Annotated in this window: 16 protein-coding genes; 5 read left to right on the forward strand and 11 right to left on the reverse strand. The window is 67.3% G+C overall.

What is annotated here, in order from left to right; all coding sequences use genetic code 11:
• Window positions 1–27: 27 nt before the first annotated feature.
• From AADH62_RS10635 to infC, 4 genes are all read right to left on the reverse strand, one after another.
• Window positions 28–831, reverse strand: a complete 804-nt coding sequence (locus tag AADH62_RS10635) for an RNA methyltransferase (RefSeq protein ID WP_341579449.1) — start codon at window positions 829–831, stop codon at window positions 28–30.
• Window positions 832–957: 126 nt separating this feature from the next.
• On the reverse strand, window positions 958–1,341 hold the full coding sequence (gene rplT / locus AADH62_RS10640; protein WP_228177768.1) for a 50S ribosomal protein L20: 384 nt from the start codon (window positions 1,339–1,341) through the stop codon (window positions 958–960).
• Window positions 1,342–1,371: 30 nt separating this feature from the next.
• Complete coding sequence (gene rpmI, locus AADH62_RS10645) at window positions 1,372–1,566, reverse strand: 50S ribosomal protein L35 (RefSeq protein WP_228177767.1); 195 nt, start codon at window positions 1,564–1,566, stop codon at window positions 1,372–1,374.
• A gap of 46 nt (window positions 1,567–1,612) precedes the next feature.
• Window positions 1,613–2,230 (reverse strand): translation initiation factor IF-3, encoded by a 618-nt coding sequence (infC, locus tag AADH62_RS10650; RefSeq protein WP_341579529.1) that lies wholly within the window; start codon window positions 2,228–2,230, stop codon window positions 1,613–1,615.
• A 286-nt stretch (window positions 2,231–2,516) separates the two neighbouring features.
• Here infC and AADH62_RS10655 point away from each other — a divergent pair, with 286 nt between their 5' ends.
• The gene (locus AADH62_RS10655; RefSeq protein WP_341579530.1) at window positions 2,517–2,936 is read left to right on the forward strand and encodes a DUF1844 domain-containing protein; all 420 of its coding nucleotides are present in this window, start codon (window positions 2,517–2,519) and stop codon (window positions 2,934–2,936) included.
• A gap of 33 nt (window positions 2,937–2,969) precedes the next feature.
• On the opposite strand, the gene AADH62_RS10660 is transcribed toward AADH62_RS10655, so the two are convergent.
• From AADH62_RS10660 to AADH62_RS10685, 6 genes are all read right to left on the reverse strand, one after another.
• Window positions 2,970–3,785: an SseB family protein gene (locus tag AADH62_RS10660; protein ID WP_341579450.1), complete on the reverse strand. Its 816-nt coding sequence runs from the start codon at window positions 3,783–3,785 to the stop codon at window positions 2,970–2,972.
• On the reverse strand, window positions 3,769–4,515 hold the full coding sequence (priA, locus tag AADH62_RS10665) for a bifunctional 1-(5-phosphoribosyl)-5-((5-phosphoribosylamino)methylideneamino)imidazole-4-carboxamide isomerase/phosphoribosylanthranilate isomerase PriA (RefSeq protein WP_341579451.1): 747 nt from the start codon (window positions 4,513–4,515) through the stop codon (window positions 3,769–3,771). The genes AADH62_RS10660 and priA overlap by 17 nt, the downstream gene beginning before the upstream one ends.
• A 63-nt stretch (window positions 4,516–4,578) precedes the next feature.
• Window positions 4,579–5,226, reverse strand: a complete 648-nt coding sequence (gene hisH, locus AADH62_RS10670; protein WP_341579531.1) for an imidazole glycerol phosphate synthase subunit HisH — start codon at window positions 5,224–5,226, stop codon at window positions 4,579–4,581.
• 17 nt (window positions 5,227–5,243) lie between these two features.
• Entirely contained in the window at window positions 5,244–5,849 is a 606-nt protein-coding gene (gene hisB, locus AADH62_RS10675) for an imidazoleglycerol-phosphate dehydratase HisB (protein ID WP_341579452.1), read from the reverse strand.
• Window positions 5,846–6,940 carry a histidinol-phosphate transaminase gene (locus tag AADH62_RS10680; protein ID WP_341579453.1) on the reverse strand — a complete coding sequence of 365 codons (1,095 nt, stop codon included), beginning with the start codon at window positions 6,938–6,940 and terminating at the stop codon, window positions 5,846–5,848. Before AADH62_RS10680 ends, hisB begins: the two co-directional genes overlap by 4 nt.
• A 43-nt stretch (window positions 6,941–6,983) precedes the next feature.
• Window positions 6,984–7,358, reverse strand: a complete 375-nt coding sequence (locus AADH62_RS10685) for a LysM peptidoglycan-binding domain-containing protein (RefSeq protein WP_341579454.1) — start codon at window positions 7,356–7,358, stop codon at window positions 6,984–6,986.
• A gap of 266 nt (window positions 7,359–7,624) precedes the next feature.
• Here AADH62_RS10685 and lexA point away from each other — a divergent pair, with 266 nt between their 5' ends.
• The 3 genes from lexA to AADH62_RS10700 all read left to right on the forward strand — a co-directional run bounded on the left by lexA (window position 7,625) and on the right by AADH62_RS10700 (window position 11,711).
• Window positions 7,625–8,305, forward strand: a complete 681-nt coding sequence (gene lexA, locus AADH62_RS10690) for a transcriptional repressor LexA (protein WP_341579455.1) — start codon at window positions 7,625–7,627, stop codon at window positions 8,303–8,305.
• Window positions 8,306–8,368: 63 nt separating this feature from the next.
• On the forward strand, window positions 8,369–9,760 hold the full coding sequence (locus AADH62_RS10695) for a hypothetical protein (protein ID WP_341579456.1): 1,392 nt from the start codon (window positions 8,369–8,371) through the stop codon (window positions 9,758–9,760).
• A 10-nt stretch (window positions 9,761–9,770) separates the two neighbouring features.
• Window positions 9,771–11,711 carry a S9 family peptidase gene (locus tag AADH62_RS10700; protein ID WP_341579457.1) on the forward strand — a complete coding sequence of 647 codons (1,941 nt, stop codon included), beginning with the start codon at window positions 9,771–9,773 and terminating at the stop codon, window positions 11,709–11,711.
• On the opposite strand, the gene hflX is transcribed toward AADH62_RS10700, so the two are convergent.
• A complete protein-coding gene (gene hflX, locus AADH62_RS10705) occupies window positions 11,674–13,221 on the reverse strand; it encodes a GTPase HflX (RefSeq protein ID WP_341579532.1) in 1,548 nt (515 codons plus the stop codon). The genes AADH62_RS10700 and hflX overlap by 38 nt on opposite strands.
• Before the next feature lie 85 nt (window positions 13,222–13,306).
• On the opposite strand from hflX, the gene AADH62_RS10710 reads away from it, so the two are divergent.
• Entirely contained in the window at window positions 13,307–13,948 is a 642-nt protein-coding gene (locus AADH62_RS10710; RefSeq protein WP_292712090.1) for a class I SAM-dependent methyltransferase, read from the forward strand.
• The last annotated feature ends 7 nt before the right edge of the window (window positions 13,949–13,955 follow it).

The following is a 13,955-nucleotide window of genomic DNA, read 5'->3' on the forward strand; positions in this document are numbered from 1 at the left end:
GCGCGCGTGTACCGGTCGAAACGCAGCTCAGGCCAGCGCGCTGCGCTGGGCGAACGCGGTCTCGTAGAGACAGACACTCGCCGCCGTCGCCAGGTTGAGCGACTCGGCCTTGCCGTAGATGGGAAGCCGTAACGAGAGGTCCGCGTGCGAGAGGGCATCCTCTTCGAGCCCGCGCGCTTCGTTGCCGAACAGCCACGCAGTGGGCTCCGCAAGAAGGTCGCGGGATGCCAGGAAGTCGGTCCCGTCCACGTCTGCGGCCACCACGCGGATACCAGCGGCGTGCGCCTGTTCGACAGCCTCCGGCAGGTCGACCCCCACGGCGATCGGGAGGTGGAAGAGCGAGCCGGTCGTGGAACGGACGACCTTCGGGTTGTACGGGTCGACCGACTTGCCCGTGAGGATCACGGCGTCGGCGCCCGCCGCATCGGCCGCGCGGATGATCGTCCCGAGGTTCCCCGGGTCACGCACCTGCTCGCAGATCGCGACGAGCCGCGGGCGGGCGGCGAAGACCTCAGCGACGCTCGAGGGGGTCTGGCGCGCGACCGCGATGAGCCCCTGGGGTGTCACTGTGTCGGCCATGGCATCCAGAACGGCATCGCTTGCCAGTTCCACGTCCAACCCCACGGCACGGGCAGCGTCCCGGATGTCGCTGTGCCGATCCAGTGCGCTAGGAGTCGCATAGAGCTCCACGAGGGCATCAGATCGATAGGTCAGCGCCTCGCGAACCGCTTGCGGTCCCTCGAGCAAGAACAGCCCGGTCTCCTGTCGCGCACTGCGCTTGGACAGCTTCGCGACCGCGCGAACGCGTGGGGATCGCGGATTCTCCAGCACGGGCCCAGTTTAGAGGTACAGCGACGGCGATTCCCGCGCCATCGCGGGCCACACGAACATATATGCCACGAACGACACGAAGGGCGCCTCCCGCACGGGAAGCGCCCTCCAGGCAAGAACGACCGATCAGGCCGACTTGGGTGCGTTGACGTCGCTGGGCAGCGCCTTCTTGGCGGTGTCGACGAGCGACGCGAAGACCTTCGGCTCGTTGACCGCGAGCTCGGCGAGCATGCGACGGTCGACCTGGACACCGGCCAGGTTCAGGCCCTGGATGAAGCGGTTGTAGGTGAGGCCGTTCTGGCGGCTCGCAGCGTTGATGCGCTGGATCCACAGGCGACGGAAGTCGCCCTTACGCTTGCGGCGGTCACGGTAGGCGTAAACGAGCGAGTGGGTGACCTGCTCCTTCGCCTTGCGGTACAGACGCGAGCGCTGCCCGCGGTAACCGGACGCGCGCTCAAGGATGACGCGACGCTTCTTGTGGGCGTTGACAGCCCGCTTGACTCTAGCCATTTCGTTTCGTTCCTGTTCGTACCGTGGCGCTCAGATGCCGAGGAGCTTCTTGGCGACCTTCGCGTCACCGGGGGCGAGCATCTTGTCCGCCGACAGGCGGCGAGTGCGCTTGGTGGGCTTGCCCTCGAAGTTGTGGCGGAGGTTCGCCTGCTGCTTCTTGATCTTCCCGGTTCCGGTGACCTTGAAGCGCTTCTTGGCACCCGAGTGGGTCTTCTGCTTCGGCATCTTCTTTTCCTTCGTTGTGGTTCCCGCCGGGCGGGAGTCTGGGGGCCTACTCGGCGGGAGCGGCTGTGGGCTCAGGGGCTTCACCGCGGGCGGACTGACGTGCCGCCTCCTTGGTGGCAGCGCGCTGTGCGTTCTGCTCGGCCTTCGCCTCGGACTTGTTCTTGTGAGGTGCGATCACCATCGTCATGTTGCGGCCGTCGATCGTCGGGCTCGACTCGACAGTGCCGAACTCGGCGACGTCCTCGGCGAACTTGCGGAGCAAGCGCACACCCTGCTCGGGGCGCGACTGCTCGCGACCACGGAACAGGATCATCGCCTTGACCTTGTCGCCGGCCTTCAGGAACGACTCCGCGTGCTTGCGCTTGGTCTCGTAGTCGTGCGGCTCGATCTTCAGGCGGAACCGGACTTCCTTCAGAACCGTGTTGGCCTGATTGCGTCGCGCTTCCTTCGCCTTCTGCGCAGCCTCGTACTTGAACTTGCCGTAGTCCATGATCTTGACCACGGGCGGCTTCGAGTTCGGGGCGACCTCGACCAGATCGAGGTCAGCCTCCTGAGCCAGACGCTGCGCGACTTCGATGCGAACGACACCGACCTGTTCGCCGCCGGGACCGACCAAACGGACCTCGGGCACGCGAATGCGCTCGTTGATGCGGGGATCGCTGATGCGGAACTCCTCTTCGTGCGGGTGTAAGGCACCGCGACACGGGGTGCGCCGCGGGTGAGATCAGAACACTCCACCCGCTCGACGCTCTGCATCGGCTTCATTCACCCTGACGTTCGACAGCTTGTCGAGCGCTACTTCCCTGGCAATCGGATTGCCGGAGGAAGCGGAGTTCGTGGACCCGGTAGCCTTGAGCGGCAAGCGCGGGTGGGATGTGATCCTCTTTCGTGTCCGGGGCATAGTGCTCCGGAGCCCGCACGAGTCTAGCAGAAGGCATCACGTGTCGACGATTCCCGGTTTTTCCGACCCTGCAGCACCCACCAGCGAATCGGCCGACCGCCGAGACCGCGAGCGCGAGCAACGCTGGGAGGAGGATGCCGAGGCTGCTGCCGCTGCATCCAGGGACATCGCCGATGTTCCTGCTGTCGAAGTCATCACGACCACTGCCGTGCACCTCATGAGCGCCGCGGCAGTGAAGGTCGGGCTTGCCGACGACCCCGACAGGCAGAAGGACCTCGACGAGGCCCGCAAGCTCATCAATGCCCTCGCCGGCTTGATCACCGCCGGCGCCCCGGAGATCAGCGACATGCACGCTCGCTCTCTGCGCGATGGTCTGCGCTCGCTGCAACTCGCGTTCCGCGAAGCGTCAGTGATCCCCGATCCCATCGGCAAGGGACCCGGCGAGAAGTGGACCGGGCCGGTCACTTGAGCCGCAGCCCGTCAGACCCATGCGGGGACCGACTCAGACCGTCGAGCGCCGGATCTTCACAGCAAGGGAATCCACGAGCACCGCGATGCGGTCATCGGCTGCCCAGCGCTTCGCGAGCCGCTGCAGCACGGCATCCAGCTCTTCACGGTCAAGGCCGGGCATGATGTCGAGCTGAACCTGCACCTCGGGGCCTCTCCCCCGTGCCTGCGGGTCGGCGGGTGCCAGCGAGAGATCGAGGACGGCAAGTTCCGCACCGATGCTTTCCTGGAATCCGGCGAAGACCTCCGGTGACGTGTGCGCGGGCTCCCACACCTGACCTTGCGCGATCGCCCAGACGGCGGGGCGACGGATGACGAACTCGGTTTCGGATCCCGGGTCGAGCACGATGAGGTCGGTGCCGTCATCGACAGCAGCTGCGGCGGTCCGCACCCCATCGGCGGGGACAGGCCGGGCGGCGGCGTCCCATGCGCTCATCGCCGCGACCGACGAGAACACCGGAAGCACGCGCCTGCCGTCGGGCGCGGCGACAGTGACGATCGACAGCTCCTGCGTCTTGTCGACCGTCAGCCCGTGAGCACCGACACCCTCGTCGCCCTTCTCGGCGACAAGAGGGATCAACAGGCGCGCCGATCGGTAGGCCTCGATCACCTCGACCACGGATGCCTCGCCCGCCCGGAACCGCCCGATCGCGCCGATCAGCGCCGCATCTGCCGACCCGTCGTCGCCGGCGAACGGGTTCGCCTCGAAGCTGCGCCCGGCCCACGGGAATCCTGCGGAGTCGGCGGTGTGATCCGATCCGTGGCCGTGCGCGTGCGGATGCCGCGGCGAGTCGTCAGCCTCCGGCGACATCCAGTGCCTCGGCCAGGGTGAAGGCGCCCGAATACAGCGCCTTCCCGACGATCGCTCCCTCGACCCCGAGGGGGACGAGCTCCCGCAGCGCCGCGATGTCATCCAGCGTCGCCACGCCACCCGAGGCGATGACCGGCTTCGGGGTGCGGGTCGCGACCTCGCGAAGCAGATCGAGGTTGGGCCCGCGAAGCGTCCCATCCTTGGTCACATCCGTGACGACATAGCGGCTGCACCCGGCATCCTCGAGGCGGTCGAGCACCGCCCACAGGTCGCCGCCCTCCTGCGTCCAACCCCGAGCCGCGAGGGTCGTACCGCGCACGTCAAGCCCGACGGCGACCAGCTCGCCGTAGCGGCCGATCACGTCGGCAGCCCACTCCGGGTTCTCAAGCGCCGCGGTACCGAGGTTGACGCGCTCGGCACCGTACTCGATCGCGAGTTCCAGGCTGCGGTCATCCCGGATGCCTCCCGAAACCTCGACGTGAACGCCCTTGACCTGCTTGATGACCTTGCGGATAACTCCGGCGTTGCTGCCGCGGCCGAACGCGGCATCCAGGTCGACGAGGTGAATCCACTGTGCACCCTGGCGGGCCCAATCGACGGCAGCCTCCACCGGGTCACCGTAGCTCGTCTCCGAGCCGGCAGCGCCCTGGGTCAGGCGCACCGCCTTGCCGTCGGCGACATCGACGGCGGGCAGCAGGATCAGTTCGGGCGTTGACGCGAAGTCGTTCATGGTTCCTCGGGCGGGTTCACGGAGCCCGCGGCACGCCGATCAGGATCGGGGGCAGGCACGAGTTCAGAGGGTAGCCGCGGGAAGGCTCGTGATCCAATTCGCGAGCAAGCGGATACCCGCCTCCCCCGACTTCTCGGGGTGGAACTGCGTCGCCGCCAACGGGCCGTTCTCGACGGCTGCGACGAACGGCCCGCCGTGCGTTGCCCAGGTCACAACCGGGCTAGGGAAGGGAGCCTGGGCCTCAAGAGTCCAGTGCTGCGCGGCGTACGAGTGGACGAAGTAGAACCGCTCCGATTCGATGCCGCGAAACAGTGTCGACCCGGCGCCGGCATCCACGGTGTTCCATCCCATGTGCGGGAGCACCGGCGCGTCGAGTTCAGTGACTGCCCCCGGCCACTGCCCGAGCCCGAGGCTGTCGGCTCCGCGCTCGACACCGTGCTCGAACATCACCTGCATCCCGACGCAGATCCCCAGCACCGGGCGTCCGCCTGCCAAGCGTCGCTCGATGAGCTGATCGGCACGCGAGTCGCGCAAAGCATCCACCACCGAACGGAAGGCACCGACGCCCGGAACCACCAGACCATCCGCAGCCATGATCAGGTCGCGGTCCGCTGTCAGCTGCGCGTCGGCCCCTGCCAGAGCCAGCGCTTTGACGGCAGAGTGAACGTTGCCCGATCCGTAGTCCAGCACGGCCACCGTCGGCCGCACGATCTTTGTCGGCGCGCCAGTCACAGCGCACCCTTCGTGCTCGGAATGCCGCGCACGAGGGGGTCGAGTGCCTTGGCCTGACGGAAGGCGCGCGCGAAGGCTTTGTACTCGGCCTCGGCGATGTGGTGCGGGTCGCGTCCGGCCAGGACACGAAGGTGGACCGTGAGGCCGGCGTGGTAGCTGATCGCCTCGAAGGTGTGCCGTACGAGCGACCCCGTGAAGTGACCGGCGATCAGGTGCAGTGCGAACCCGTCGGGCTCGCCGTCGTGCACGAGGTACGGACGCCCACTGATGTCGACGACTGCCTGGGCCAGAGCGTCATCGAGCGGAACGAGCGCGTCACCGTAGCGTGAGATGCCCGCCTTGTCGCCGAGAGCCTCCCGGATGGCGTCGCCGAGCACGATCGCAACATCCTCGACGGTGTGGTGGGCGTCGATCTCGACGTCGCCTTCGGCCCGGACTGTCAGGTCGGTGAGGGAGTGCTTCGCGAAAGCCGTGAGCATGTGATCGTAGAACGGGACTCCGGTGTCGATGGTGCTGGCGCCGGTGCCGTCGAGGTCAAGACTCAACTCGACGCGCGACTCGCTCGTGGCTCGCGTGAGTGTTGCGGTGCGGCTGCTGCTCATGCGCGAGAGTCTATCGACGCGAGTGCTTCCAGAAACGCGGTGGTCTCCTCTGCGGTACCCGCCGACACGCGCAGGCTTCGCGGGATTCCGATGTCGCGAACGAGGATGCCGCGATCGTAGAGCTGCTGCCAGGTGCGACCGGGGTCATCCACCCCACTGAAGAGCACGAAGTTCGTCCACGATTCGTAGGCACGATAGCCGAGGGCTTCGACGGTCGCCGAGATGCGATCGCGCTGCGCCACAATATCGTCCACCATCTGGAGCATCACCGGAGCGTGGGCGAGTGCGGCCAGCGCCGCCGCCTGGGTGAGAGAGCTGAGGTGGTAGGGCAACCGCACCAAGCGCAGGGCATCGATCACGGCGGGATCGGCGGCAAGGTAACCAACCCGGGCTCCCGCGAAGGCAAACGCCTTGCTCATCGTTCGCGAGACGAGGAGGCGCTCCCGACCCGGCAGCAGCGAGAGCGCCGATGCTGCAGTTCGCGGCGCGAACTCAAAGTATGCCTCGTCGACGATCACGATCCCGCGGGTTGCCTCGTAGGCCGCCTCGATCAATTCAAGGCTCATCGGCGTACCGGTCGGATTGTTCGGTGCACACAGGAAGACGATGTCGGGATCGGCTGCGGTGATCTGGTCGACCGCCGATTCGACATCCACGGTGTAGTCGGCACCACGGCTCCCAGACACCCACTCGGCCCCCGTCGCGCGCGTCAAGAGCGGGTACATCGAGTAGGTGGGAGCGAAGCCGAACGCACGGCGCCCAGGCCCGCCAAAAGCCTGAAGAACGTGCTGAAGCACCTCGTTGGATCCGTTGGCCGCCCAGATCTGGTCGGCGACGAGGCCGTGCCGAAGGTACTCGGCGAATCCCGCGCGCAGTTCTCTGAACTCGCGGTCGGGGTAGCGATTGATCTCGCCGAGAGCCCGCCCGATCGCATCCAAGATGTCGTCCGCGACTTCCCGCGGCACCGGGTGGGTGTTCTCGTTGACGTTCAGAGCGACAGGCAGTGGCGCCTGCGGCGCGCCATAGGGGGTGAGACCCCGCAGGTCATCGCGGAGCGGGAGATCATCGAGGCGAATCGTCACCCGTCCCATCGTACGGTGCGCGACGGCGCCGCACCCGGTCCTGTAGTCCTGCTCACTGCGTGTACGCGAGGGGGATAGCCAGCTGCTGCCCAGCGCTCACGACGCTTCCCGTGAGGCCGTTCAGGCGGGAGATCTCAGCCACGACGTCGCGGGGGTCGGCATCCGGAGCAATCTCTTGTGCGATTGACCACAGGGAGTCACCCGCCGAAACGGTGACCGTCTCGAAGGTTCCCGACGGCGCCGAGGGATCGAGCGATGCGAGGGCTGCCCCGCCTCCCCAAATGACTCCGAGGATGACCAGGACCGCCGGAAGCGCAGCAAGCGTCGTCAGCACGGCCCGACCACGAGCGGTCAGCCGAAGCCGGGTCGCAGCAGGTCGCACCGCAGTCGTGGTCGTGCGTGCGGGACCGAGAGCAATCGTCGTCATGTCATCCTCCGTTATCTCGGGGAGAGATTCGCATCCACCGCTCGGCCAGGAGTGGCGGATACGAAGCTCTCTTCCGAAGCTATCTTCGAGTATTCTGGCTGTCAAGTGCGAGTTACCTCGCGGCTTTTTCGAACGCGACACGCGGACCCGTAGTCCACGAAACGGTCCTGAAGCGGTTACGGTTTCGATGAAGACAGGTCATCACCAACCTCCGACATTCGAAGAGGAGTGCGGGGCGGATGCGAGCAGCGACAGGAGCGGGACACATGAACGAGGAGCCGTCACGGGAGCGCACTGGCACGCGGCGGCGCCGCAGCTTGAGCGAGAAGCAGCTCGCCATTCTCGAGGTGATCCAACGAGCGATCGCCCGAAACGGCTACCCGCCGAGCATGCGCGAGATCGGCGATGCCGTTGGGCTCAAGAGCCTCTCGAGCGTCACGCACCAGCTCAACCAGCTCGAACTCAGCGGATACCTTCGACGCGACGCGGGCAAGACGCGAGCCATGGAAGTGTTGATCGATCTTCCGGGCATGGCCGCAGAGAACCCCGCAGATTCCGCCCCGGCAGTCGGCGACGCCGCCATGGTTCCGCTCGTCGGCCGCATCGCCGCGGGAGTTCCGATCACTGCCGACCAGCAGATCGAGGAGATCTTCCCCCTGCCCCGACAGCTCGTGGGCAAGGGAGAGCTGTTCATGCTGCGCGTGAGCGGCGAGTCGATGATCGACGCGGCAATCTGCGACGGCGACTGGGTCGTCGTGCGCTCCCAAGCGACGGCAGACAATGGCGACATCGTCGCCGCAATGCTCGACGGTGAAGCGACGGTCAAGGCCTTCCGTCAGCGGGACGGCCACACCTGGCTCCTCCCGCGCAACTCCGCTTTCGAGCCGATCCTGGGTGACGAAGCGACGGTCCTCGGCAAGGTCGTGGCGGTACTGCGGGCGGTCTGAGCCGCATCAATCGCCACAATCGGGTGAGGCGCGCAGAGCGGTCTTTCCGCCAGAATGAGGCCCATGAGCTCGCCGACACCCGAAGACCTCGAGTCCCGCATCCTCGCCCTTGAGGCAGAAAACGCTCGCCTGACGAGACGAACCTCTCCATCCGGCGGCTGGTGGCGCGCAGCGCTGTCAGCATTCGTGATCGTGATCGCCACGATTCTCGTACCGGTATCGGTGGTGACCACCTGGGCGCGCGTGCAGCTGGTCGACGAAGAGGCGTTCGTGTCGACCTTCGCTCCGTTGACCGAGGATCCCGCGGTCCAGGAACTCATCGTCGATGAGGCCACTGCCGCCATTGACGAGCAGGTCGACTTCGCCGGTCTCACCGACCAGGTCTTCGACGGTATCGAGGACCTAGGACTGCCTCCAGCCGCGGCCACAGCGCTCAACGCGCTGCGCGCGCCAGCGGCTCAGGGTGTTCAGAACCTTGTCAACTCCGCTGTCGAGCGCATCGTCGCTTCGGATGCATTCTCGGATGTCTGGGCCTTCGCCCTGCGGGGGGTCCACCGCTCGATCACGACCGTCGCGACAGCCGACGGAGGCGGAATCCTCGTGCTCGATGGCGACGGCCTCGGGATCGCCCTGGGACCGATCATCGAACAGGTCAAGCAGCGCCTCGTCGACAGCGGGGTCGGTGTTGCCGGGCTCATCCCGACGATCGACAAGACGATCATCATCGGCGACGGGGAAGCACTCATCGCCTTCCGGACCGTGTACGCGCTTGCTGACGCCGTCGGCTGGTGGCTCTCGGTCGTCACCATTGCGCTGTTCGTTCTGGCCATCGTGATCGCACGACGCCGCAGCGTTGCCGTGATCGGCACGGGAGTGGGACTGTTCATCGGCGGCGGCATGCTTGCCGCCGGCTTCGGAATCGGAGCTGCGGCGAGCACTGTCGTCGCCGGTCAGCTCGATCTCTCACCCACGGCTCTCGGCGTGATCTACACGCAGCTCACGGCATCCATGGCGCAGAGCGCGCTCGTGATCGCGCTGCTCGGTGTCGTGATCGCCGTGATCGGCTGGCTCATGGGATCGAGTCGCTCGGCCACCGCCACCCGCGGCGGCGTCAGCGGCTTCAACGCAACCATCCGCGGCGCCCTCGCCACCCGGGGCCTCGACACCGGCGCTTTCGGACGATTCCTCGCTCGGTATCGCGTGGCGATCCGGATCGTGCTGGTCGTCCTCGCCGTTGTCTGGCTTCTCGCGCTGCGACCGCTTTCTTTCAGCGATGTCGTCCTGGTGTTCCTGGTGACAGTCATCGTCGCCTGGGTCCTCGAGTTGCTGCAGCGGCGCGAGCTCGTCGAGGTGGAGGTCATCGAGGTGGACGCGGCCGACACAGAGGTCGCTGTGGCCGAGGCAGAGGGCTCCGAGGAGATCGTCGTCGAGGAGCCCGCCAGCGACCGCGCGTAGCGTGGGGGCTATGGATTCCTCCCAGCCCCGGCTCCCCTACGGCACCTGGCCCTCGTCGATCTCTGCGGCATCCGTTGCAGCGGCATCCCCGCGCTTCGAGGGTGCGGCGTTCGTCGCCGCCCCGGACGGCGAGGAGATCTGGTGGGGACAGAGCGTTCCGACCGAGAACGGGCGCACGACAGTCCGACGACGCCTGGCCGATGGGACTGTCGACGAGCTCCTGCCCTCCCCGTGGAACGCTCGATCTCGCGTGCACGAGTACGGCGGCGGCGCATGGGCGGCGACGGATGACGGAGCGTTGTGCTTCGTCGAGAAGACAGACCAGCGGATCTGGATCCTCGATCCCGAGTCCGAGCCGCGCGCCCTGACACCGGCCGGGACGCGGATGCGATTCGGCGGACTGCGGTTCGCCGCCGGAGAGCTGTGGGCGATCCGCGAAGACCACACACGGCCCGGTGTGCCCGCTCGCGACATCGTGCGAGTTCCGCGCGACGGTTCTGCCGCGACGGATGCGGACCAGATCGTCTCCGTGGTGGCAGGGAGTGACTTCGTCGCCCACCCCGCCGTCTCGCCCGACGGATCCCGCCTCGCCTGGATCGCCTGGAATCATCCAGCCATGCCCTGGGACAGCACCGAGCTCCGTCTCGGCACTCTCGTCGACGGTCGGATCCAGACCTGGCAGACCATCGCCGGTGGCCCAGGCCGAGCGCCCCTGCAACCCGAGTGGGCCGACGCCGAGCACCTCCTGTTCCTCGACGATCCTGACGACCGCTGGAACCTGCACACCTGGTCGGCCTCTCACGGCCCGAGGCGCGTGGCTCCAGCCTCGGAGGACACGGGCGGACCGCTGTGGTCACTCGGGGGCCGCTGGTACGCGCAGGAGGCAGACGGCACCACTGTCTGCGTCCGTACCCACGGCACTGATCGAGTCGTCGCCGTCGCTCCAGGCGGCGATCTGCACGATCTCGGCGGACCGGTGAGTTCCGACGCGTCGGTCGAGGATGCCGCGGGCCGGCGTGCCCTCGTGATCGGCTCCCGGACGGACGGCGCCGCCGGCGTGTGGCTGGTCGATATCGACAGCGCGCGCTGGGAGCCTGTCGCCGGCGGTGAGAACGCCTGGCCCGCCGAATGGACGCCACGGCCGATCGCGCTGACCACCGACGGATCCCGCGGAGAGGTCCACGCCTTCGCCTTTCCCCCGACGAACCCGACAGCCTCGGCTCCGGAGGACGAACTCCCTCCCTACGTCGTTCTCGTGCACGGTGGACCGACGGGTCACGTCGGCGGGTCGGCATCCCCGAAGATCGCCTACTTCACCAGCCGCGGCATCGGCGTGCTGGATGTCAACTACGGCGGCTCGTCTGGCTACGGACGCACCTATCGCGAGCGGCTTCGGGGACAGTGGGGCGTCGTCGATGTCGAGGACGTTCGCGACGCTGCGCTCGCGCTGGGGGATGCCGGCCTCGCAGATCCCGCCCGCATAGCGATCGACGGCGGGTCCGCAGGAGGATGGACAGTCCTGGCCGCGATCGCCCGCACAGACGTGTTCGCCGCCGGGGTATCCCGCTACGGCGTCGGCGACGCTCGGGCACTGGCCGCTGACACCCACGACTTCGAAGCCCGGTACCTCGACGGTCTGATCGGTCCCCTCCCCGACGCGGAGGAGCTCTACATCGAGCGCTCTCCACTCTCGCATCCCGACGGCTTCGATGTCCCCATGCTCCTGCTCCAGGGAGCCGAGGACGAGGTCGTGCCCCCGGCACAGGCAGAGGCCATTCGAGAAGCGCTAGCGGCGCGCGGCATCCCGCACGCCTACGTCCTCTACGAGGGAGAGGCGCACGGCTTCCGGCGCGCCGAGACCGTCATCCACGCCCTCGAAACAGAGCTTGCCTTCCTCGGCGCCGTGTTCGGTTTCACTCCGCCGGACGTCGCACCGCTGACGCTGAGCTGAAGGGCGCGAGCTCTGCCGCGAGCTTCTCCGAAACGAACGCGTGCAGCGCCGTCCCCGCTTCCTCGTGCGCGATGGTGATCACGTGGCCGGTCTCGTGAGCCGCTGAGACGAGATCGCCGCGGCCGTACGGGACGATCGCGTGCACTTCGACAGCCGGAAGCGGAAGCGCCCGCTCGATGGCAGCCCGAAGCTCCGCGATGCCCTCCCCCGTGCGGGAAGAGGCGAACAGCGCCGCGGGCTCGAGTCCTCGAAGAACCATGCGCGTCGATTCGTCGACGAGGTCGGCCTTGTTGAAGACGACGAGCTCCGGCAGATCGCGCGCTCCGACATCGCCGATGACGTCACGGACGGTAGCCAACTGCGCCGCGGGATCGGGGTGCGATGCATCCACCACGTGCACGATCACGTCCGACTGGCCGACTTCCTCGAGAGTCGACCGGAAGGCTTCGACCAGCTGGTGCGGCAGATTGCGCACGAAACCGACAGTGTCGGTGAGGGTGTAGACCCGACCATCGGATGCCTCAGTGCGCCGGACCGTCGCATCCAGCGTCGCGAACAACGCGTTCTCGACCAGCACACCGGCGTTCGTGAGCCGATTGAGCAGGCTCGACTTTCCCGCGTTCGTGTACCCGGCGATCGCAACCGACGGCACCGTGTTACGCCGACGCTCAGCACGCTTTGCATCCCGCGCCGGTGCGAAGTCGCGGATCTGTCGCCGCAACTGCGCCATCCGGGTGCGGATGCGGCGGCGGTCGAGCTCGATCTTGGTCTCACCGGGACCACGCGAACCCATACCGGCACCGCCAGCGCCGACCTGGCCGCCGGCCTGTCGGCTCATCGACTCACCCCAGCCGCGCAGGCGCGGCAGCAGGTACTCAAGCTGTGCGAGTTCGACCTGCGCCTTGCCCTCACGGCTCTTGGCGTGCTGGCTGAAGATGTCGAGGATGACGGTGGTGCGGTCGATCACCTTGACCTTGACGACGTCCTCGAGCGCGCGTCGCTGGCTCGGAGCCAGTTCGGTGTCGGCGATCACGGTGTCGGCACCGAGCGAGGCGACAATGTCGCGGAGCTCGTCGGCCTTGCCTCGTCCAAGGTAGGTAGCGGGATCCGGATGCGGGCGACGCTGGAGGACACCATCGAGCACCACGGCACCCGCGGTCTCGGCAAGCGCCGCCAGCTCCCGGAGAGAGTTCTCCGCGTTCTCCTGCTCCCCCTGCGGGTGCACACCGACGAGGACGACATTCTCAAGCCGGAGCTGGCGGTACTCGACCTCGGTGACGTCCTCGAGTTCGGTCGACAGACCCGGGATGCGTCGCAGCGCGGCGCGCTCCTCGCGATCCCACTGGTCGCCGTCCGAGTCCGCTCCCCCGGCTGTCGCGGAATCCTGCAGAGCCTGCGCTGAGCCGAAGACCCACACGTCCGATCGGCCGCGGGCGCGCTCGAGCACCCGGTCGACGGGGTCGACAGGGTGCTCCGCTGGGGTGGTCTGGGGGTCTGGGATTTCGTCCATCATCATTTCCGTGGGATGCCCGCCGTCAGGCATCCGTAAACTCTAGCCTCCCGGAGGCGGCCCGTCCTCCGCTACGCTCGTCGCCATGGAGAGCGATCACTACTTCACGTCGTCGCCTTCCAGTCCCGAAAATCTCCGCCGCATTCGTGTCTCGATTGCGGGGCATCCCGTCGAGGTCACGACGGCCGGCGGGATCTTCAGCCCGGATCACATCGACATCGGAACAACCGTCCTGCTGGAGAACACACCTCCCCCGCCCGCAGGCGGACATCTGCTGGACCTCGGGTGCGGTTGGGGGCCCATCGCACTGACCCTTGCCATGGACGCTCCCCACGCCACGGTGTGGGCTGTCGACGTCAACGAGCGAGCATTGGACCTCGTCCGCACAAACGCCAGCGAGCTCGGTCTCTCGAATGTCAACGCCGTACTGCCTGACGATGTTCCCGACGACGTCGTCTTTCGAACGATCCGGTCCAATCCGCCGATCCGGGTGGGCAAGAATCAGTTGCACGGGCTGCTCGAGAACTGGATCCCGCGATTGGACGAGCGCTCGGATGCGTGGCTCGTCGTCTCGCGCAACCTCGGTTCGGACTCCCTGCAACGGTGGATGACAACGACCTTCCACCGCGGGTACTCGGTGCATCGCTCAGCGACAGCCAAGGGCTTCCGAGTGCTTCGGGTGCGCCGCCACGGGTCCACTCCGACGGCTGCCATCGACATCGTCTGACGCCGCC

The sequence above is a fragment of the Microbacterium schleiferi genome, from assembly GCF_038150145.1.
GTDB lineage: Bacteria > Actinomycetota > Actinomycetes > Actinomycetales > Microbacteriaceae > Microbacterium > Microbacterium schleiferi_B.

What these genes read in the sequence shown, in the direction of transcription:
- rplT (WP_228177768.1), bottom strand. Translation starts at nt 1,341, where the DNA reads ATGGCTAGAGTCAAGCGGGCTGTCAACGCCCACAAGAAGCGTCGCGTC.
- rpmI (WP_228177767.1), bottom strand. Translation starts at nt 1,566, where the DNA reads ATGCCGAAGCAGAAGACCCACTCGGGTGCCAAGAAGCGCTTCAAGGTC.
- AADH62_RS10660 (WP_341579450.1), bottom strand. Translation starts at nt 3,785, where the DNA reads ATGTCGCCGGAGGCTGACGACTCGCCGCGGCATCCGCACGCGCACGGC.
- priA (WP_341579451.1), bottom strand. Translation starts at nt 4,515, where the DNA reads ATGAACGACTTCGCGTCAACGCCCGAACTGATCCTGCTGCCCGCCGTC.
- hisB (WP_341579452.1), bottom strand. Translation starts at nt 5,849, where the DNA reads ATGAGCAGCAGCCGCACCGCAACACTCACGCGAGCCACGAGCGAGTCG.
- AADH62_RS10680 (WP_341579453.1), bottom strand. Translation starts at nt 6,940, where the DNA reads ATGGGACGGGTGACGATTCGCCTCGATGATCTCCCGCTCCGCGATGAC.
- AADH62_RS10685 (WP_341579454.1), bottom strand. Translation starts at nt 7,358, where the DNA reads ATGACGACGATTGCTCTCGGTCCCGCACGCACGACCACGACTGCGGTG.
- lexA (WP_341579455.1), top strand. Translation starts at nt 7,625, where the DNA reads ATGAACGAGGAGCCGTCACGGGAGCGCACTGGCACGCGGCGGCGCCGC.
- AADH62_RS10695 (WP_341579456.1), top strand. Translation starts at nt 8,369, where the DNA reads ATGAGCTCGCCGACACCCGAAGACCTCGAGTCCCGCATCCTCGCCCTT.
- AADH62_RS10700 (WP_341579457.1), top strand. Translation starts at nt 9,771, where the DNA reads ATGGATTCCTCCCAGCCCCGGCTCCCCTACGGCACCTGGCCCTCGTCG.
- hflX (WP_341579532.1), bottom strand. Translation starts at nt 13,221, where the DNA reads ATGGACGAAATCCCAGACCCCCAGACCACCCCAGCGGAGCACCCTGTC.
- AADH62_RS10710 (WP_292712090.1), top strand. Translation starts at nt 13,307, where the DNA reads ATGGAGAGCGATCACTACTTCACGTCGTCGCCTTCCAGTCCCGAAAAT.